This is a genomic window from Vibrio sp. CyArs1 (assembly GCF_022432925.1).
Lineage (GTDB): Bacteria > Pseudomonadota > Gammaproteobacteria > Enterobacterales > Vibrionaceae > Vibrio > Vibrio mediterranei.
The window spans coordinates 309,009-329,381 of the sequence record NZ_JAKRBO010000004.1 but is presented as its reverse complement, the minus strand read 5'-3'; the positions used below and the strand labels follow the sequence as shown (position 1 = coordinate 329,381).

At 44.4% G+C, this 20,373-nt stretch carries 16 protein-coding genes; 5 read left to right on the top strand and 11 right to left on the bottom strand.

What is annotated here, in order from left to right:
- On the top strand, positions 1 to 795 hold the full coding sequence (locus MMA19_RS14765; protein ID WP_038222491.1) for a PTS sugar transporter subunit IIA: 795 nt from the start codon (positions 1 to 3) through the stop codon (positions 793 to 795).
- On the opposite strand, the gene MMA19_RS14760 is transcribed toward MMA19_RS14765, so the two are convergent.
- The gene (locus MMA19_RS14760; RefSeq protein ID WP_031496930.1) at positions 790 to 1,620 is read right to left on the bottom strand and encodes an AraC family transcriptional regulator; all 831 of its coding nucleotides are present in this window, start codon (positions 1,618 to 1,620) and stop codon (positions 790 to 792) included. The two genes, MMA19_RS14765 and MMA19_RS14760, sit on opposite strands and share 6 nt — an antisense overlap.
- 431 nt (positions 1,621 to 2,051) lie before the next feature.
- On the opposite strand from MMA19_RS14760, the gene MMA19_RS14755 reads away from it, so the two are divergent.
- Together MMA19_RS14755 and MMA19_RS14750 are read left to right on the top strand one after the other, a co-directional pair.
- On the top strand, positions 2,052 to 3,944 hold the full coding sequence (locus MMA19_RS14755; RefSeq protein ID WP_038225452.1) for a fructose-specific PTS transporter subunit EIIC: 1,893 nt from the start codon (positions 2,052 to 2,054) through the stop codon (positions 3,942 to 3,944).
- Between the two features lie 229 nt (positions 3,945 to 4,173).
- Entirely contained in the window at positions 4,174 to 5,175 is a 1,002-nt protein-coding gene (locus tag MMA19_RS14750) for a substrate-binding domain-containing protein (protein ID WP_096991816.1), read from the top strand.
- 62 nt (positions 5,176 to 5,237) lie between these two features.
- Here the strand turns inward: MMA19_RS14750 and MMA19_RS14745 are convergent, their stop codons facing one another.
- Positions 5,238 to 6,623, bottom strand: coding sequence for an MFS transporter (locus tag MMA19_RS14745; RefSeq protein WP_240206538.1), 1,386 nt, complete (start codon positions 6,621 to 6,623; stop codon positions 5,238 to 5,240).
- Positions 6,624 to 6,692: 69 nt separating this feature from the next.
- Complete coding sequence (locus MMA19_RS14740) at positions 6,693 to 7,763, bottom strand: cellulase family glycosylhydrolase (protein ID WP_240206537.1); 1,071 nt, start codon at positions 7,761 to 7,763, stop codon at positions 6,693 to 6,695.
- A gap of 218 nt (positions 7,764 to 7,981) precedes the next feature.
- Here MMA19_RS14740 and MMA19_RS14735 point away from each other — a divergent pair, with 218 nt between their 5' ends.
- Positions 7,982 to 8,998, top strand: coding sequence for a LacI family DNA-binding transcriptional regulator (locus tag MMA19_RS14735; RefSeq protein ID WP_006071920.1), 1,017 nt, complete (start codon positions 7,982 to 7,984; stop codon positions 8,996 to 8,998).
- A 52-nt stretch (positions 8,999 to 9,050) separates the two neighbouring features.
- Here the strand turns inward: MMA19_RS14735 and galM are convergent, their stop codons facing one another.
- The 7 genes from galM to mglB form a co-directional block, all read right to left on the bottom strand.
- Positions 9,051 to 10,124: a galactose-1-epimerase gene (gene galM, locus MMA19_RS14730; RefSeq protein ID WP_240206536.1), complete on the bottom strand. Its 1,074-nt coding sequence runs from the start codon at positions 10,122 to 10,124 to the stop codon at positions 9,051 to 9,053.
- The gene (gene galK / locus MMA19_RS14725) at positions 10,121 to 11,278 is read right to left on the bottom strand and encodes a galactokinase (protein WP_240206535.1); all 1,158 of its coding nucleotides are present in this window, start codon (positions 11,276 to 11,278) and stop codon (positions 10,121 to 10,123) included. The genes galM and galK overlap by 4 nt, the downstream gene beginning before the upstream one ends.
- Before the next feature lie 78 nt (positions 11,279 to 11,356).
- Complete coding sequence (gene galT / locus MMA19_RS14720; RefSeq protein WP_038225459.1) at positions 11,357 to 12,409, bottom strand: galactose-1-phosphate uridylyltransferase; 1,053 nt, start codon at positions 12,407 to 12,409, stop codon at positions 11,357 to 11,359.
- A gap of 52 nt (positions 12,410 to 12,461) precedes the next feature.
- Positions 12,462 to 13,481 carry a UDP-glucose 4-epimerase GalE gene (gene galE / locus MMA19_RS14715; RefSeq protein WP_240206534.1) on the bottom strand — a complete coding sequence of 340 codons (1,020 nt, stop codon included), beginning with the start codon at positions 13,479 to 13,481 and terminating at the stop codon, positions 12,462 to 12,464.
- A gap of 299 nt (positions 13,482 to 13,780) precedes the next feature.
- On the bottom strand, positions 13,781 to 14,788 hold the full coding sequence (gene mglC, locus MMA19_RS14710; RefSeq protein ID WP_006071930.1) for a galactose/methyl galactoside ABC transporter permease MglC: 1,008 nt from the start codon (positions 14,786 to 14,788) through the stop codon (positions 13,781 to 13,783).
- Positions 14,789 to 14,798: 10 nt separating this feature from the next.
- Positions 14,799 to 16,307, bottom strand: a complete 1,509-nt coding sequence (gene mglA / locus MMA19_RS14705; protein WP_240206533.1) for a galactose/methyl galactoside ABC transporter ATP-binding protein MglA — start codon at positions 16,305 to 16,307, stop codon at positions 14,799 to 14,801.
- A 135-nt stretch (positions 16,308 to 16,442) separates the two neighbouring features.
- Positions 16,443 to 17,417, bottom strand: coding sequence for a galactose/glucose ABC transporter substrate-binding protein MglB (gene mglB / locus MMA19_RS14700; RefSeq protein ID WP_006071934.1), 975 nt, complete (start codon positions 17,415 to 17,417; stop codon positions 16,443 to 16,445).
- 442 nt (positions 17,418 to 17,859) lie between these two features.
- On the opposite strand from mglB, the gene MMA19_RS14695 reads away from it, so the two are divergent.
- The gene (locus tag MMA19_RS14695) at positions 17,860 to 19,203 is read left to right on the top strand and encodes an MATE family efflux transporter (protein WP_240206532.1); all 1,344 of its coding nucleotides are present in this window, start codon (positions 17,860 to 17,862) and stop codon (positions 19,201 to 19,203) included.
- 54 nt (positions 19,204 to 19,257) lie between these two features.
- On the opposite strand, the gene ugpC is transcribed toward MMA19_RS14695, so the two are convergent.
- Complete coding sequence (gene ugpC / locus MMA19_RS14690; RefSeq protein WP_006071937.1) at positions 19,258 to 20,343, bottom strand: sn-glycerol-3-phosphate ABC transporter ATP-binding protein UgpC; 1,086 nt, start codon at positions 20,341 to 20,343, stop codon at positions 19,258 to 19,260.
- Between the last annotated feature and the right edge of the window lie 30 nt (positions 20,344 to 20,373).

Here is a 20,373-nt window from a genome sequence, read left to right as displayed (position 1 = left end):
TTGATAGAACGTAGAATCACCTTTGTCCTACCGGAAGACGGGTTTTCTGGATGGAAAATCAATCGATTAAAAACACTGAGTAACATGTTTCGCTCAGTGGTGATTCTGCGTAATTTAACCTGCTGGGATAGTGCTAATATAGAGCATCCACTGCGTATTCTTTCACTAGCAGGCAAACAAGATGACCTTTGCCAGCTGCACATTGAAGGCTCAGATGCTGAGCTTGCTTGTATGGTCTTGATGGACTTTATTGCTGAACACTTTATGTTGGTGAATACGGCTCATCGCTCCAATAAACACGCCAATCTATCGTTATTGAGAGGATTAAGCACCTTCCGGTTACCATTTGAAATCGACTACCATTTTGCTCGTGATAGCAGCAACGATAAAACCGCCATTCTTGAGCAAGTCGCTAATCTGACAGCCCAAGTTAACTCCGCAGAGATGACACAGAACTTACTGAAACGAGAACAGTATTCGTCAACTGCAACGGGTAAAATGATCGCATTACCACACATACTCACTAGTGACGTAGATAAAGCATCGCTGACCGTCATTAAGTGTGAGAACCCTGTCGATTGGCAAGCACCTAAACTAGGACCCGTTACTCTGGTTATTGCCCTAATACTCCCCTCTCCTCCGGAGCGCTCGCTATTAGTGAGTTTTACTCATCTCACCAAATCGCTATTGGATGAGGAGTTTTGTCAACTGCTGACCTCCAGTAGAGAGCCTGAAGCAATAAAAGCGATATTGATTCATCAGCTGGTCAAAGGTCAACGGGCAAATGCCTTATAATACCTGCCGGTACTCGCTTGGCGTTTGCCCTGTTCTTGACTTAAATACTCTAAAAAAGTAATTCACATCTTGATAGCCACAGCGTGTTGCCACTTCCTGCAGCTTAAAGTCGTATTTTTTCAGCATAAACTTCGCGCGTTCCATTCTCACCCATGTGATGTAGTCCGCTAAAGTCATGTGCCCTTGCTGGCGGAACAGTCTCGATAGGTGATTAGGACTAATATGAAATCTCTTCGCAATACTACTGCGAGTAATAGTGCGGTGGAAATTCTCCTGAATGTAAATACAGATACCCTGGTACAGGTCGCCACTTCGTAAGTTATCCGATGGTTCTGACACCATAGACTGGCTATAGGAAAGTAACGCCATGAGCAAGTGCTCATCCATTGGGGACTTCTTCGGCTCTCTTGCTATCGCATTGAGCGCCTCGAGAATATGGTCAATGGCATGACCCGTGCGTGTTTGCACACTGTGCTTTTGGATATCGTAAAACCCAGTTTCACCGTGTCTCTTACTCACTAAGCTAAAGCCTAGTTGGCGCTTCCCAAACAGCAAACTTAATACTGAGCAGTCCCCTTGCCAATTTGGTTTGTTCCAGCAGTTCGGAGGAATGTACAACGCATCACCCGATAATACCTTGATTGAGGATATACCCTGTTCAGGATCTTCAAGTTCATTCTCATACTCTCCACTAATTACCAGCTCAAGCCTTGGAAAATTAACTTGATAGCTAAACGGAGGTGGCGTGAGCTGATCGGCAGCAAACCAAATTCGGTTGAAATGCTCCCTTTCAGCAATTAACGTTTCAATTAAATTGTGGAACATTGGCGAATTTCTCCAGCGACCAAATAGAAATACGAGCTATTTTCGTGAGCTACGTCATGCATTCCTGCGACATTCAGGAGGTTACAAAGCTCTAGCCAAGTCTAACATAATGACAATTACGACAATAATAACAACTCGAAACAAATAAATAAGCACTTGATAAATAAAAAGTTTAATACAGTTTACTTACCATAAATGGGTTATATAAAATATTGAGCCAGTTCACATTAAAATTCCATAGGTACAATAATCCAGTAAAAGCCTTTATGGTGCTCTAAAATTTCTTGCCAAAGCCACCGATAATTACCCTATCGAATGACTACATCACTTCTCAGCGAATCGGTCACCCCACTACTTGGGATGCCAATATGTTGTAAATGAGAAATCGTGTAGTCCAACCTCCACCTACAATGGTCAATAGGACAATCATTATGATTACGGATCTCATTAATGAAAAACTGATCTGCCTAAATCTAAAAGCAACGAGCAAGGACGAAGTATTCGCAGAAATGGCGCAGTTGCTCCATGCTCAAGGCAGAATTAGCGATAAAGCACAATTCCTAACCGATATCTATGCTCGTGAAGAAATTGGCAATACCGGATTTGAAGATGGTGTTGCGCTACCGCACGCGAAAAGTAAGGCGGTTGTTGAACCAGCCGTTGCGATTGGTGTTAGCCAATCTGGGATCGACTACGGCGCTGAAGATGGTCAACCATCAAAACTCTTTTTCATGATCGCCTCTCCAGATGGCGGCTCTGATCATCATATTGAAGTGCTTGCTGAATTATCTTCCAAACTAATTGAAGATGGTTTTATTGAGAATTTCCTAAAGGCAGAAACGGAGCAGCAAGCGTTAGAGTTGCTGCTGGCTAAATCTGAAGCACCAGCTAATCAGCTGGAAGCAAACAAAGGCTTTCTTATCGGCGTAACAGGCTGCCCAACGGGCGTCGCACATACTTACCTTGCAGCAGAAGCATTAGAAAAAGGCGCAGCCGAGCTTGGTTATCAAATCAAGGTAGAAACTAATGGCTCAATCGGCGTGAAAAATTCACCAAGTGCTGATGAAATTGCTCGCGCTGATGCCATCATCGTCGCATCAGACAAGCAAGTGGATATGAATCGCTTCGCGGGTAAAAAGCTGATCGAAACTGGCGTTAAAGCCCCTATCAGCGATGCAAAAGCTGTTATCAACCAAGCGCTTGAGGCGCCTGAATTTGTTGCTGATGCCAAAGCAGCCAAATCGGAAGACAATTCTTCGAAGCGTTCTGACTTATACCGTTACTTGATGAACGGCGTATCACACATGATCCCGTTTGTTGTAACTGGTGGTCTCTTGATTGCTTTGGCTCTTGCGGTGGGTGGTCAACCTAGCGAAGCTGGCATGGCTATCCCTGAAGGCAGCATGTGGCAGAAAGTACTTGATGTCGGTGTCGTCGCGTTCACTCTAATGATTCCTGTTCTATCCGGTTATATTGCTTACGCTATTGCCGACCGCCCTGGACTTGCCCCTGGCTTGATTGGTGGCTGGATTGCAAACAACGGTTCATTCTATGGTGCTGAGGCAGGTACAGGCTTTATCGGCGCTATCGTTGCTGGTCTACTTGTCGGTTACTTCGTCAAATGGGTTGTCACTCGTAACTATCACAAGTTTATTCAACCACTTGTACCGATTATGATTGCACCTATTACTGGCTCTCTCTTCATCTCAGCACTGTTCATCTTCGTAATCGGCGCGCCAATTGCAAGCCTTATGGACAGCTTGAATGCGATGCTTATCAGCATGAGTACAGGTAGCGTTATTCTTCTCGGTATCGTACTGGGTGGCATGGCTGGCTTTGATATGGGTGGTCCATTCAACAAAGTAGCGTTCCTATTCTCTGTTGGCATGATTGCAAGTGGTCAAACTCAATTCATGGGTGCGATGGCATGTGCTATCCCAGTTGCGCCACTCGGTATGGGACTAGCGACTGTGCTAGGCCGTAAGTTCAACCTGTTCGAAGAGTCTGAACTTGAAGCTGGTAAAGCTGCAGGTGCAATGGGTCTAGTTGGTATCTCCGAAGGTGCTATCCCATTTGCTGCACAAGACCCAATGTCAGTAATTCCTGCAAACGTCGTTGGTTCAATGGTTGCGGCAGTTATGGCGTTCTCATTCGGTATCACTAACAGCGTGGCACACGGTGGTCCAGTTGTGGCTCTACTTGGCGCAATGAACAAACCTCTACTTGCTCTAGTTTGTATGGCAGCAGGTACGGTTGTGACCGCACTAGTTTGTATCAGCTTGAAAAAAATGCGTGCAGCAAAAGCAGAAATGGCTGTTGCATAATCCGAGCTCCTAGAGGTGCCCCCTGCGCCTATCTTTAAAGCCCCGACTCGGGGCTTTTTTTGTTCTAGAACGATATATAAACCCCTCAAAGTGCGAAACGTTTACATCGGCATCAAGTTCAATATCTACAAGGCGTTACACATCACAAAATGTCTAACTTTGTGAAACTTACATTGCGATATTTACACGATAGGAGTCTAATAAAGTCATATCGAATGAGAGGTTTCAAATGGCAACGATTAAAGACGTAGCAAAGGAAGCTGGCGTTTCAGTAGCAACGGTTTCCCGGGTAATCAACAAGTCCCCAAAAGCAAGCGCGGCATCAATAGAGTCCGTCACCAGCGCAATGAAAAAGTTAGGCTACCGCCCAAATGCAAACGCTAGAGCTTTAGTCAGTCAAAGTACCAATACTGTAGGTGTTTTGGTAAGTGATGTGTCTGACCCATTCTTTGGCACCATGGTGAAAGCCGTAGACAAAGTTGCACACCAACATGGAAAACATATCTTAGTGGGCAATGGCTATCACGATGCTGAAGAAGAGCGTAAAGCAATTGAACTGCTCATCAACAGCCGCTGTGATGCCTTAGTTATACATTCCAAAGCCTTGTCTGATGAAGAACTCATTCAATACGCTGAAGAAGTAAAAGGCTTGGTCTACATTAATCGCGACATTCCCCAACTCCCTGGCCGTTGTATCTCGCTAGATAACTATAAAGGAGCCTATATCGCGACCGAGCATCTCATTCGTAACGGACATACCAACATTGCTTGTGTAGCATCTTCACACAATATCGAAGACGTAGACCAGCGACTAGAAGGCTATCGAGATGCCCTTAAAGCCAATAACATAAAGCTGTCCGCCAGCTATATTGAATACGGCTCTCCAGACAGTGATGGCGGCGAAATCGCCATGACCAACCTACTAACCAAATCACTCCCAATTACTGCTGTGGTGGCGTACAACGATAATATGGCAGCGGGCTCTCTATCAGTGCTTGAAGAAAACCAATATGCCTTGCCAAATCAAATGTCCATTATCGGCTTTGATGATGGTTTGATTGCCAAATACCTTCACCCAAAACTCACCACGATCCGCTACCCAATTCAAATGATGGCGGAAAAAGCAGCGCAAATCGCTTTGGCATTATCAAAAAGTGAATCGGTTGAAACCGATCCAATGATTTACTCACCAACATTAGTACAGCGAGCATCTGTAGGACGTAAGAACTAGTTTGGTCTCAATCACAAAAACAAAAAACACGGCTTTTGCCGTGTTTTTTGTTTATCAATCCGTTAGTTTGTTACTTGCTGTGCTTTAACCGTTTCAACATTAACGCCTTCAGCAAACTCACCACGCTGTAATTTTTCACGAAGAATCGCATGTTGATCTTCCGTAAACGTGTATTTCGACATAATAAAGATTCGAATCAGCGCCCCTAGTGCAGGCAATAACGCAATACAGAAGAACATGCCATCAAGCGCTGTCTCAGTCTGCTCTGCATTAGGTACATACCCTATCGAAGCTAAAATAAGGCCTGTTAACCCACCAGCAACCGCTACAGATAATTTGCCAGTAAACGTTTGACCAGAGAAAGTAATTGCCGCTGTACGCTTACCACTGTGATAGTACGAATACTCTACGGTGTCAGCGATCATTGCTGAAATCAGGGGGTTAGTCATCATAAAGATAGCGGTAATCACGGCTAACCATGACATCACAACCGTCGGGTTATCGTAACCGGTCATGTAGAAACCAACACGTGCCATAATTTCTAATACACACAGCGTGATAAAAATGTCACGTTTCTTAAAGCGCTTCGTTAACACTGGCGTCGCTAAGCAGGCAATCGCACTGACTAAAGTAATCGTACCGATCAGTGAGACTAGTCCAGCATCACCCATGTTGTAAGTGAAGAAGAAAATATACAGACCATTAACTAAGTTAAAGAACACATTCATAAAGAACGCAGCAAGAATAAAAAACAACGGTTTATTCTTGCGCACTGCTTGGAATGTCTGTTTAAGTGTAACCTTCTCACTCGCCGTAGAAATTCGTTCCTTGGTGTTATAGAAGCCATTCCACATGAACAGCAAACCTGCCACCATCAGGACAATAACTGCAGGTAAATAGCCTTGGTCCGCGCGGCCGTCAGCAAAGTAAGCGCTCAGTTTAGGAAATAGCACCAGTGTTGCACCAATACCCGCATTAACACCTAGCATTGCGCATGTTGCCGCTTTTGCACGCTCTTGTGGTTCATCTGTCATAACAGAAGACATCGACCAAAATGGAACATCCGAAATAGTGTATAGCGTGCCCCAAAGAATATAGGTGATACCGGCGTACATTACTTTTGTAGATGTATCGGCATCTATATTGTAGAACGACGCAATAGTCACCAATACGATAAGTATTGGCGTAAACAACATATAAGGTCTGAATTTACCAAAACGAGACTCTAAGGTATCCATGTATCCGGCGATGATAGGGTCATTCACCGCATCCCACACTCGAGCAATTAGAAATATGGTACTCGCCGCGATGGGAGAAATGCCCAAAATATCAGTATAAAAGTAGAGGATAAAGGAACCCACGAGACCAAAGCTAAAGCATTGGCCTACGCCATATCCAAAATAGGACATCAGTTCCTTATTCGAGAGTTTGTTTTGTAGGGTAGTCATAATGTGTACTCATCCAGAATTATTATAGTAAAGCCAGTTGCTTCTTTAAGCCACTGGCGAACACTAGCCTCAGTCCAATGTTGCTAGCGATTGAATTAGGTGAACTTCGTTGGGGTCATAAGGTGTGCCGTCATCATTAAGCAGATCATGAAACCAACGTTGGGCGTAGTTCTCATCGCTACGCTTAATCTCAGGCCATGGTAAGTGTGTTTGTGTTTTGCCCTTAACTAGCCCCCATTGATAGCAACCGATTTGTTCCGCCTGAAACACTGGCAGCTGTTCAAGAAGATGTGAGTCAGCGTGACGCGCTAACCATTCGGTACACATCATTGGTCGGTTATGTTGTTTAACGATTTCGACAGCTTGTTTGAACTGTTCAAGAGGCAAATAGGCGTGGAAAGTGATGATGTCAGATAGCTCCATCGCTTTCCGATCTGTTGGGTGCTCATAGAGAGGCAAAGATAGGTCAAGAATACTCGGAGCGTGCCAAGCACCTACCGTCAAAGGTTGTACGGGTTGTTCTTCACGCGCCCACTGGAATGCTTTTTCCATCAATTCATGACTATAACGCTCCATCTCTTCATCGAAAGCAAGCTCACCGGAGGTGGTAAAAATCATTCGGTTAGTTGGCTCGTTATATAGATCCCAAATAACGATGCGTTCATCGGTATTGTAAGTTGAGATAATGTCACGAATATACGCTTCAACCTCTCCCCATTGAGACTTGTCCATAACAACATTACGGCCTGGACTTGCTGCTGCTTGACTATTGTGAAGCTCTGGTACAGGTAACTTCTGCTCTCCAAGATATGGATGGTCACCAGAGAAACCGCAGTCATCCATTGGAGTCATCATTACTTTGATTTTGTTTCGCTCACAAATATCAAGGAAACGGTCAATCCTTTGATGTAAACCTTCACGATCGACTTGCCACACAATAAACGGCAGATTGGTCCTCAGCGTGTTATACCCCACGCTTGCCGCCCACTCGAGTTCTTGCTCCATGATCTCAGGGTCAAAAGTGTTTGCCTGCCACATTTCCGTCCAGTTCACAGCCGTACGAGGTAAATAATTAAAGCCACGCAACCAACCATGAGTTTCTTGCCATTGCCACGCTTTCTCTTCAGACCATCTTTGCATCTTACTCACCTTGAATTAATAAGATTAATAACCCAACTAATAATATTAGCTAATATATTTATTAATTATTTCAATTAAAGATAAAAGCAATGAATACGTGTTATGCGTCACATCTACTAGAGGATCATTAAGGTATTCTGTGATCAAGATCTTTCGAAGGTGCATTTAAGTAGGCAATTCGCTAATATATAGCTAATAAAAATATTGGCAGAGACAGAATGACGAAAAGTAAAAAGATCACTATGAGTGACATTGCTGCAGCAGCGGGCGTATCACAACCTACCGTATCGTTAGTTCTCAATGGCTCTCAGACGGTAAAAATCTCAGAAGCAACGAAGCGCAAAGTTCTCGATACTGCGAAAGAATTGGGCTATCAAAGCAAGAAGGTCGCTCATGCATTAGGAAGGTCGAAGAAAATTGCTATGGTCGTCAATGGGCTAACCAGTTACGATCCTTTCATAGACGCTGTCAATACGGCAAGAGAAGAAGCGTGGAACAACGACTATCTACTGATTACCTTTAGCTACAATCACGATGAAATACTCGCCAATAAAATAGAAACAGAGATCAATAACGGTGATTATGCGGGGCTTATTTATGCATCGAGCATGACACGTGAGCTTTCAACGCAAAGAGTACAAACTCACCTACCGACGGTTTTACTCAATTGCACCATGAGCGATCAACAAAACACGCCATCCATCCTACCAGCAGATATGATCGGAGCTTATAAAGCCATCAAGCACCTAACGAATCAAGGCTACAGACGAATTGCTATGTTAGCTGGAGAGAGTTGGATGTATGCATCGACACAACGTATTGATGGCTACAGACAAGCGCTTATTGATGCGGATATTATTCCTAACGAGGATTACGTCTTAGAGGCCAACTGGTCCCTCAAAGAAGCTTACGAGCAAACAAATCGTTTACTGGATTTGGCTATTCCGCCCGAAGCTATATTTTGTAGTAGTGATTATATGGCGATGGGCTGTTACCAAGCGATTGCTGAACGTCAATTAAAAATCCCTAAAGACATTGCAGTTGTTGGTTATGACAACCAACAAATTGCCTCAGAGAGCTTCCCAGCACTTTCTTCTATTGAACTGCCTTACGCTGACATGGGTAGGCTGGCTGTAGATAATATCCTTGCACAAATCCAAGAACAGCCGTTACTGTCGCAAATACGAAAAGTCGAAGGCGAACTGATTGTTCGTGCTTCTTCCACTAAGGCATAAAAAAAGTGAGCAGTTGCTCACTTTTTACTAGGCAAGTTACTTCACCAATACACTAAAACTTGAAACGATAGGTGGTTTGATGTTGGTAGTTTTCTCCTACTTCAAGTACACCATTGCTGCTCCCCCACTCTGGGCGATTTGGCCCATCAGGGAAGAACTGGGTCTCGAGAGCTAAACCATCAAGTTTATCGTAAGTACGGCTTAAGCCAGGTGTGCCATCAAGGAAATTACCCGAATAGAATTGTACTGCAGGCTTGGTGGTCAGGACTTCCATCAAGACATCTTGCTCAGGGGATTCCAATGTCACCACCACAGCGCAGCCATCGGTGAGCTTAGCGTCAAACACAAACGCATGATCGTAACCACCTGCTGTGATTTGGTCCTGCTCCGACAGAAAATCTCGACCCACTTGCTTTAGCAGTGTGAAGTCAAAGCTGGTTCCCTCTACCGGTTTTAGCTCACCAAGAGGGATCAAATCCTCTCTAGTAGGTAGATAGGCATCAGCAAACATTTGCAGTTTATGATCCGTGCTCTTCGCCGTGCTAGATTCACCAGCTAGGTTGAAATACGCATGATTGGTCAAGTTCATCGGCGTTGTCTTATCGCAAGACGCCTGATAAGTAATCATCAACGCATTATCGTCAGTTAGCTGGTATTCAACTTGAACCTTAGCCGTACCAGGGAAACCTTGATCACCATCTTCCGACTGTAATGACATAACAAGAGTTGATTCAGTGTGCGAGTCGATACTCCAACGACGCTTATCAAAACCCTCTACACCCCCATGCAAAGCGTTTTCGCCATTATTACAAGTGACTTGATACGACGTGCCACCTATCTCGAATTGCCCTTTATCAATTCGATTGGCGTATCTCCCCACCACTGAACCAAAATAAGCCCCTTGCCTCATGTGCTCAACCATATTTGGCGAACGCAACAACACTTCACGTTGTTCCCTTGGCAAAGGGAGCGAGCAACTCAGCCACGTTGCTCCGATATCCATAAAAGAAGCCGTCATACCAGATGCATTTTTAAGGTGGATCACCTTTGCAGGCAGTCCATCAAATGACGCGGATTGGGTCATCGCGTCTTCAATCGTACTAAAATGCTCGCTTGTGGTGATCATTGTGAGACAACTCCTGCGCCATCTTTTGCTTGGCAGACATAAATCGACTCTTTCAAACCTGTAGCCGCTTCATATTGCTCTGCAATAGCCGTCGTAACTGCTTCTACAAGCGTTGGTGGGATAAGAGAAACCACACAACCACCGAAACCACCGCCAGTCATACGCACACCACCTTGGTCGCCGATTACCGCTTTAACGATATCAACAATGGTGTCTATCTCTTTCACTGTGATTTCAAAATCATCGCGCATCGATGCATGGGACTGTGCCATTAGCTCACCCATACGCTTCATATCACCAGCACTTAGTGCTTTTGCCGCCTCAACGGTACGATTGTTTTCAGTAATAACGTGACGAGCACGTTTAGCGACCATCTCATCCAACTCAGAGACACGATCATTAAATTGCTCAATAGTGACATCACGCAACGCTTTCACACCAAAAATGCGAGCAGCTTCTTCACATTGCTCACGACGAGTGTTGTATTCACTGTCTACTAAGCCACGCTTTTTGTTGGAGTTAATAATCACAACCGCCATATCTTCTGGCATTGAGACTGCTTGAGTCTCTAAGCTACGACAGTCAATCAACAATGCGTGATTTTCTTTGCCTTCAGCAGAAATAAGTTGATCCATGATGCCGCAATTACAGCCCACAAATTCATTCTCTGCTTGCTGGCCGTTAAGTGCGACTTCAGCTTGCGTGATCTCTAAGTTATAAAGCGTTTTAAATGTTTGACCGATAACCACTTCTAGTGCCGCAGAAGAGCTCAGACCTGCGCCTTGCGGTACATTGCCAGACACAGAAATGTCCGCGCCACTAATTTGATAACCGCGAGCCATTAAGAACTTAACCACACCGCGAATGTAGTTCGCCCACATCTTGTCTTGTTGGAAAGTAATCTCTTTAGTGATATCAAATTCGTCAGTGGCATCCTGGTAATCCACAGACACAACGCGGACGAGATTATCGTTACGCTTAGCGGCCGCAACTACCGTTTGATAGTTAATGGCACACGGTAGGACAAAACCGTCATTATAGTCGGTATGCTCACCAATCAGGTTTACACGACCAGGAGCTTGGATAACGTGTGTCGGCTTGTAGCCCAGTACGTTTTCAAAAGAGTTCGCTACGTTTTGGATTAGGTCTTTCATGTTTTCGTCTCTCAATACCTGATGTTGGTTTGCGTACCAACTAATGCGTTCGGCACGCAGCAACATCAAATTCTTAAATTATTGTTGTTTGTAATGAACGTCGCTCAATGCTCTTAGACGCTCTGCTGCTTGCTCAGCGGTTAAATCACGCTGCGATTCGGCCAGCATTTCATATCCCACCATAAACTTACGAATGGTTGCAGAGCGCAATAATGGTGGATAGAAAATAGCATGCAGCTGCCAATGCTCTGTGCTCTCACCTTCATCAAAGAATGGCGCGTAGTGCCAACCCATGGAATAAGGGAATGAACACTCAAATAAGTTGTCGTAACGAGACGTCAGCTTCTTAATTGCTACCGCTAAATCGTCTTTTTGTTCTTCACTAAGTTCACTCATGCGACGAATGTGTGTCTTAGGGAGCAACATAGTTTCGAATGGCCACGCCGCCCAGTATGGGACCACTGCAAGCCAGTGCTCTGTTTCTACTACCGTACGGGCACCGTCTTGCATCTCCGCAGTGACATAGTCCACCAGCAGGTTTGAGCCTTGTTGCTGATAGTATTCGCGCATTAAGCGATCTTTTCGTTCAATTTCATTAGGAAGAAAACTGTTCGCCCAAATTTGGCCATGAGGGTGCGGCTGTGAGCAGCCCATTGCTTCACCCTTGTTTTCAAATGCTTGAACCCAAAGGTATTCTTTGCCCAATTCTTCAATTTGCTCATTCCAAGTATCAACGACACAACGAAGCTCTTGGGGGCTAAGCTCAGGAAGCGTTTTACTGTGGTCTGGCGAGAAGCAGATAACGCGACTTAAACCGCGTACCCCTTGGGTTTTAAACAACGGATTGTCTGATTCAGGAGCATCCGGAGAATCTGGCATCAAAGCCGCAAAGTCGTTACCGAACACGTAAGTGCCTTGGTAATCTGGGTTTACATCACCAGAAATGCGCTCGTTGGTCGGACACAAAAAGCATTTCTCATCGTAAGTTGGTAATTGAACGTGAGAGACCTCTTCATTCTGACCACTCCAAGGGCGCTTAGCACGGTGTGGCGATACTAGGATCCATTGGCCTGTGAGAGGGTTATAACGGCGATGTGGGTGATCTACTGGGTTAAATTCAATGCTCGACATAATGCTTACTCAATAGTTAAATTCTAAAAATCAATTGGGATAACAAGGCGGTCTATTCGCTGTCATAACCATTAGGATTGTTTGACTGCCAATGCCATGAATCAGCGGTCATGTCTTGCAATGTACGTGTTGCTTTCCAGTTTAAATCGGCTTCTGCCTTGGCCGTACTTGCCCAGCACTCTGCGATATCACCAGGACGGCGAGGCTGCAAATCATAAGGAATTGGCTTACCACAAGCTTTCGCAAAAGCATCCACCATCTCTAGTACACTGCTGCCTTTGCCTGTGCCAAGGTTATAGATATGCAATCCAGACTTAAGACCAACGGCTTTTAACGCAGCGATGTGACCATCCGCTAAATCCATGACATGAATATAATCGCGAACGCCAGTGCCGTCTGGTGTTGGGTAATCATTACCAAACACCGCTAACTTTTCACGGCGACCAACAGCTACTTGAGCAATAAATGGCATCAAGTTGTTCGGAATACCTTTTGGATCCTCGCCCATAGTGCCCGACGGATGTGCGCCAACTGGGTTGAAATAGCGCAGTAAGGTAATACTCCACTCTTCATCCGATGTGAATACATCGCTTAAGCAACGCTCAACCATAAACTTGCTGGTACCATACGGATTAGTCGTATTGCCAACAGGAGATGTTTCAGTGATAGGTACTACTTCTGGATCACCATAGACCGTGGCAGAAGAACTGAAGATAATACTCTTCACGCCTGCTTTTCTCATTGAACGTGCAAGTACTAATGTGCCATTCACATTGTTGTCATAGTACTCGATAGGTTTGGCAACAGACTCACCCACAGCCTTGAGACCAGCAAAATGGATCACCGACTGAATTTCATTTTCTTCAAAAATACGGTCAAGTAGTGCTTCATCGCGAATATCACCTTGATAAAATGTCGGTGCTTGACCCGTTAATGCTTCAATGCGTGATAGCACGGCTTGATTCACATTACACAAGTTATCGATGATGATAGGCTCGATACCACTTTCCAGCATTTGAACGCAGGTATGACTGCCGATATAGCCCATTCCACCCGTCACTAGTACTTTCACATTACACTCCTACGTTAAACTCTGATTATTGAGCGAGTTGTTACGCGAATACGCTCGTTATTTTCAAACTGAGGAAATTGTAACAATAGCCAGCAAGATCGTTCTGTGATCAAGCGCAAAAAGTGTAAACGTTTACACAAATTTCAATAAAAAACAGCTACCGATAGCGTAAAAGTGGATATGAACACCTTTAGTCAAGGACCCTAAACCCATAAACCAAAGTTAAACGATTACACAAATTTAACCAATAGCTGTGAAAAGGAAACAAAAAGGCGCCCGAAATGGACGCCTATTGGAAGTTACTTCTTGTTCGCGTACTTCATTGAGTCAAGTGCGACCGCGAAGATAATGATGGAACCTTTAATGATGTACTGCCAGTACGGACTCACACCAATATAAGTCATACCATAGTTGATAACGGTGAAGATAAGAACACCGGTAACGACCCCGGCGATACTACCGACACCACCTGCAAAGGACACACCACCCACCACACAGGCCGCAATGGCATCAAGCTCGTAGAGGAAACCTAAGTTGTTGGTGGCACTACCGATACGGCCTGCTTCTAACATACCGCCGAAAGCGTAGAATACACCAGACAACGCGTACACTTTTAACAGCGTCATTGGTACGTTAACGCCCGATACTTTCGCAGCTTCCGGGTTACCACCCACTGCAAAGATGTTTTTACCAAAGACCGTCTTGTTCCATAGAATCCACATAAAGATGATGGCGATAATGGCGTAGAAGGTTATGTAGGAGAACCTAAAATCTCCCATCCGTATAAAACCTTGCGTGAACACAGAAAAGCGCTCATCGAAACCTGCAATCGGTGATGCACCTACAGAGTCGTAGTAAAGAGAGTTAATACCATAAACGATGATCATCGTACCTAGAGTAGCGATAAACGGTGTTACTTTAAGATAAGCAACGATGATACCGTTCACTAAACCGATAATTGCACCGATAGCACAAACAACAAGGATAACCGCAACAATTGGCACTTCACCAATGCTTGGGAAAACCTTGTTTACGTTATCAACGGATTGCAGTAACGTCGCGGAGACCACCGCTGCTAAACCAACCTGACGGCCCGCAGAAAGGTCAGTACCCTGAGTCACGATCAAGCCAGCCACACCCAGAGCGATAATGACACGCACCGAGGACTGAGTCAGGATGTTACTGAAGTTACGTAAACTTAAGAAAGACGGCTCTTGAATCACGATTACCGCTAACAAGATAAAAAGAACCGCATAAATAGCCCCTTCTTTGAGGTGCTTTAGTGCAAATGTTTTTACTGAGTCCATAATATTTTTCCTAGAGGTAACGAGAGGCCAGCTCTAAAATTTCATTCTGAGTAGTATTCTTCGTCTCGACGACACCAGCAGCACGACCATTACTCATCACAAGAATTCGGTCGGTGATACCCAATAGTTCCGGCATTTCTGAAGAGATAATGATGATGCCTTTGTTCTTCTTCGCTAACTCTAAAATAAGTTGATAGATTTCGAACTTCGCACCAACGTCGATACCACGAGTTGGTTCATCAAGCATGAGAATTTCAGGTTGCGTTAACAACCAGCGACCAATGATGACCTTTTGTTGGTTACCACCAGACAGTGATCCAATCGCCGTTTCATGACCCGGCGTCTTCACGCTCATTGAATCAATCACCCATTGAGTGTCACTTTTCATTTTCTTATTGCTTAGCAAACCAGACTTGGTTTTGTATTCCTCAACGTTCGCCACTAAGGAGTTAAAGGTAATATCAAGATTGCCGTAGATACCGGTCGAGCGACGCTCTTCGGTAACCAAAGCAAAACCATTGTTGATCGCCTCATGCGCATCTCGATTTCGCATATCTTTGCCGTTAAGCAAAATGGTGCCTTCGCTGCGCTCTCGAACACCAAAAATGGTTTCTACGATGTCAGTTCGTTTTGAACCCACCAAACCTGCAACCCCTAGGATTTCGCCGGCTTTAAGTTCAAATGAAACATCTTGAATAGAAGGTTGGTTAAGTGCGGTGAGATTTTTGACCTCAAGAATCGTTTCTTTAGGTACATTACTTTTTTCTGGGAAACGCTGCGTCAGTTCACGACCTACCATCATGGCGATAATAGAGTCCATAGTGAGACCTTCAAGAGGGCGCGTATCGACCCATTGACCATCACGGAGAATGGTGATGTCATCACAAATGGCAAAGATCTCTTCCATTTTGTGTGAGATATAAACAACGCCACACCCTTTATCTTTCAATTTCTTGATGATGGTAAACAGGTGGTTTACCTCTTTCTCAGTCAGAGAGGAGGTTGGCTCGTCCATGATCACGATTTTTGCATCGTAAGAGAACGCTTTAGCGATTTCCAACATCTGCATTTGTGATACCGATAAGGTATTCACTTTCACTTTAGGATCGATATTGATGTCGAGTTCTTTAAAGATCTCTTTGGTATCTTGATACATTTTGTCGTGATCGACAAAGAGGCCTTTCTTTGGATAGCGGCCAAGCCAAATATTATCCATAACGGTACATTGAAGTACCTGGTTCAATTCTTGGTGAACCATTGAAACCCCAGATTCCAATGCTTCTTTTGATGATTGAAAATCGACATGCTTTCCTAGGAAAACAATATCGCCTTCATCTTTTTCGTATATTCCGAATAGGCATTTTAGTAACGTCGACTTACCCGCCCCATTCTCACCCATTAACGCATGAATAGAGTGTGGTCGAACTTTAAGATTTACCTTGTCTAATGCCTTAACCCCTGGGAAAGACTTACTCACCCCTGTCATTTCTAACAGAAATTCATGCTGTTGATTTTCCATGGCATCACTTATTAATTATCTGGTATTAGGTAGAAATCAGACAAAACAATCCCATACCAATAATTTTAATGATTGGTATCGATATGCTTGGTAGGGATTAAGGGAGAAGTTATCACTTCTCCCTTATTTGCGAGATTATTCTAGAGTTGACTTATCAACGCCAACATAAGGAACACGTACAACTTTGTTGTTCAGTTCCCACTGAGTGCCTTCAGTTGCCGCTTTACCATTTGCTAGGTTACGAGCCAATTCAAATGTTGCTTTTGCTTGAGAGTCTGCATCGTTAAGTACAGTACCCGCCATTTCACCAGACTTGATAAGCGCTAGTGCTTCCGCTAGAGCATCAACACCGAACACAGGGATATCAGCACCCGCACCTTTCAGAGCTTCTACTGCGCCCATTGCCATACCGTCGTTGTTAGCAATAACCACTTCAATCTTGTTACCGTTAGGGCCAGACAACCATGCGTCCATCTTATCTTTCGCCATCGCTGTATCCCACATGCCTGTATCCATGTGTAGCTCTTCAGTCTTGATGCCGTTGTCATTGATAGTTTTTACAGAGTACGTAGTACGTGCTTCTGCATCTGGGTGACCTGGTTCGCCTTTAAGAAGAACATAAGATAGAACGCCGTCACCGTTCTTATCCCAAGATGGGTTCGCTTTCCATTGCTGAGCAATTAAGTCACCTTGAATGATGCCTGACTCTTTAGAGTCAGTACCTACATAGTAAGCCTTATCATAGCTTGCTAGTGCTTTAGCACTTGGTTCTTTGTTATAGAAAACAATTGGCACGTCATCCATTTTCGCTTTCTGGATGATGGTTGGTGCCGCTGCAGGGTCAACTAGGTTGATAGCAAGCGCTTGAACGCCACGAGCAAGCATTACATCAACTTGGTCATTTTGCATAGACTGGCTGTTCTGAGAATCGTTCATCAGGATGCGAGTATCGCTGTCTTGGCCTGCTTCTTTCTCGATAGCTTGGCGAACTACAGACATGAAGTTATCGTCGTACTTGTAGATAGTAAAACCTACTGTTGTGCTTGCAACTGCTTGAGTTCCGAAGCCCATACCAGCACATAGCGCAGCTAGAAGAGTTAACTTTTTCATTGAACAAGTCCTATTTGTTAATTTTATAGTGTTTGTGTAGGGGATAAAAACGTTATTGTTTGACTAAATTGCATTCAAAGTGAAAACGTTTAACCCAGAGTATAGTGATAAAATGAACAATTAATGTGAGGAAGTTAAAAAAATTTACAAACGTAACAACATCTGTAACGAGTTGTTTAATTTGTTTGAAATGGTTAACACATCATGTAAAAACAAGCTCTCTGAACGTTTCATAGTGTAACATCGAGATCTTGGTCTCCTTTTTTACCGAATTTTGCTGCTGTAATTCTTACGCATTTTCGATCTTCTATGAGAACGTTTACAATGGTTCGAAATATGTCAAACTATCCCCTACCTTTACTAGTGGTATTGCGTTTACTCTATTTGAGAGTACACTTGCCGCCCCTTTAATCAGCTCCTCTATTTAATTAGGCGTAATCGAATGTCTGAAAATGCTTCAGCGCTCAGCAAACGAATGAATATCGTAGCGTTGACTTGGCCAATCTTTATTGAAGTTTTGCTAAGAACCGCACTTAATACCACGGATGTGTTTATGCTCAGTGGGTACTCCGACTTAGCGGTATCCGCTGTTGGTGTTATTACCCAAATTACTTTCTTCTTGATTGTTGTTTCCATGATGGTAAGCAGTGGTACAGGAATACTTATCGCTCAATACAACGGTGCCTCTAAATTCAGCGAGTCAGCACAAACTGGTGTTGCCAGTATCCTGTTAGCGGTAGTGGTCGGTGGCGTTCTCAGTCTGTCACTGTTTTTAGGAGCGGAACATTTTATCGCGCTATTTGGTCTTGAAGACCAAGTCGCAGCCTTTGGTTACGAATACCTGATCATCAGCGGCTCCATGACGTTCAATGTCACCATAGGCATAGTACTGACTACAATATTGCGTAGTCATGGTTACTCACGTTCCCCTATGGTCATCAACCTCATCGCAGGGGTGATTAATATCGCCGGTAACTATGTCGCGCTGTACCAACCATTTGGGTTGCCAGTCTTTGGCGTTAGTGGCGTTGCGACTGCGACAGTTATCAGCCAAGTGATCGGTACCTTATTGATGATCTGGGTCGTTCGTAAAAAACGCATTGAGCTGCCATTTAACCAATGGCGCGAGATCCCTAAAGCGCTGTACAAAAAGATTATGAAGATCGGGGCCATGAACGCCGGAGAGATTCTCTCTTACAACATGGCGCAAATGACCATCGTATATTTCGTGGTGCAGATGGGAACCTCCTCCCTTGCCGCTTACACTTACGCACAGAACATCACTCGCGTGTCGTTTGCTTTTGCATTAGCTCTTGGGCAAGCCGGACAAATTCAGGCCAGCTACTTTATCGGTAAAGGCTGGATCGATGACATCTTAGGCCGAGTTCAAAAATACTATTTAGTGGGTCTAATCGCATCGACTGGTATTGTTGTACTGCTGTTTCTGTTCCGTTATCCATTGATTGATCTGTTCACACAAGATAGCGAAATTGTTGTTTTAGTGGCACTGCTTATTGGCGGATCAATATTTGTCGAGTCTGGACGCGTATCCAACTTAATATTCATCGCCGCACTCAAAGGTGCTGGCGATATCAAGTTCCCTGTAAAAATGGGAATCTTGAGCATGTGGGGTATTGCGGTGCTGTTTGCCTATCTGCTTGGCATTCATTGGGGCTATGGCGTAATAGGCGCTTGGATTGCTATTGGTATGGATGAGTGGGTTCGCGGTATCGTAATGATTCGACGCTGGCGCTCTAAAGTATGGACACGCTTCGCCTTGACGTAGCGGATAAAAATTAGCGGATAGAAAAATGGGCTAGCGATTGCTAGCCCATTTTAGTTAGATGTTCGAAATACAGAGTGAATCTAAGAAGATATGGCAATCTTCTACATTGAAACTCAGATCCAACTCATCACCACGAACCACTTCAAAGTCACCTGAAACGTGCACTCGATAGTTATCAAAGCCCGCTACCATACCAAACAGGTATGTGCTGTTCCCCAAGCGCTCTACCGCTTGTGTTGAGAAATGAAGCTTCTGCTCACCAGAGTTATCCAAAGCAATATGCTCAGGACGCAGACCAAAGCTCACCTTATCGCCTTCTTTTACTTTAGACGTATCCACCTTGACCTTAATAGACTGCTCATCTGGTAATGAAATGGTAATGCTATCATCACCAACACTGGTAACGTGTGCAGGTAGCATGTTCATCTTTGGCGAACCGATAAAACCAGCCACAAACTCGTTAGCTGGACTGTTGTAGAGCTCAAGCGGAGAACCCACTTGCTCTACTTGACCATCACGTAATACGACAATCTTATCAGCTAGGGTCATCGCCTCTACCTGATCGTGGGTAACATAGATCATCGTTGTATCAAGCTCACGGTGCAAACTGGCAATTTGCAAGCGCATGTCTACACGCAGCTCAGCATCGAGGTTGGATAAAGGCTCATCAAACAAGAATACTTTGGGATCACGAACAATCGCACGCCCAATCGCCACACGCTGACGCTGACCACCTGACATATCTTTAGGTTTGCGATCCATTAGATGATCAAGTTGTAGGGCTTTTGCTGCGCGGTCTACTCGCGTTTTGATTTCGTCTTTAGGGAAGCCATTCATCTTCATCCCAAAGCCCATGTTCTCCTCAACCGTTAAATGCGGATATAGCGCGTACGATTGGAATACCATCGCAATTCCACGCTCAGCCGGGTCAACATGGTTCACCACTTTGTTATCAATTTCTAAAACACCATCGGTGATCTCTTCTAGACCAGCAATTAGACGTAGTAGCGTTGATTTACCACAGCCAGATGGACCGACAAAAACAACGAATTCGCCTTTTTTGATATCAAGATCCACACCGTGAATAACGGTTGCATCACCATAGCGCTTCACTACATTGGAAAGTTTAATATCTGCCATGTTCTATCCTTTATTCTTTTTGTTCGCTTG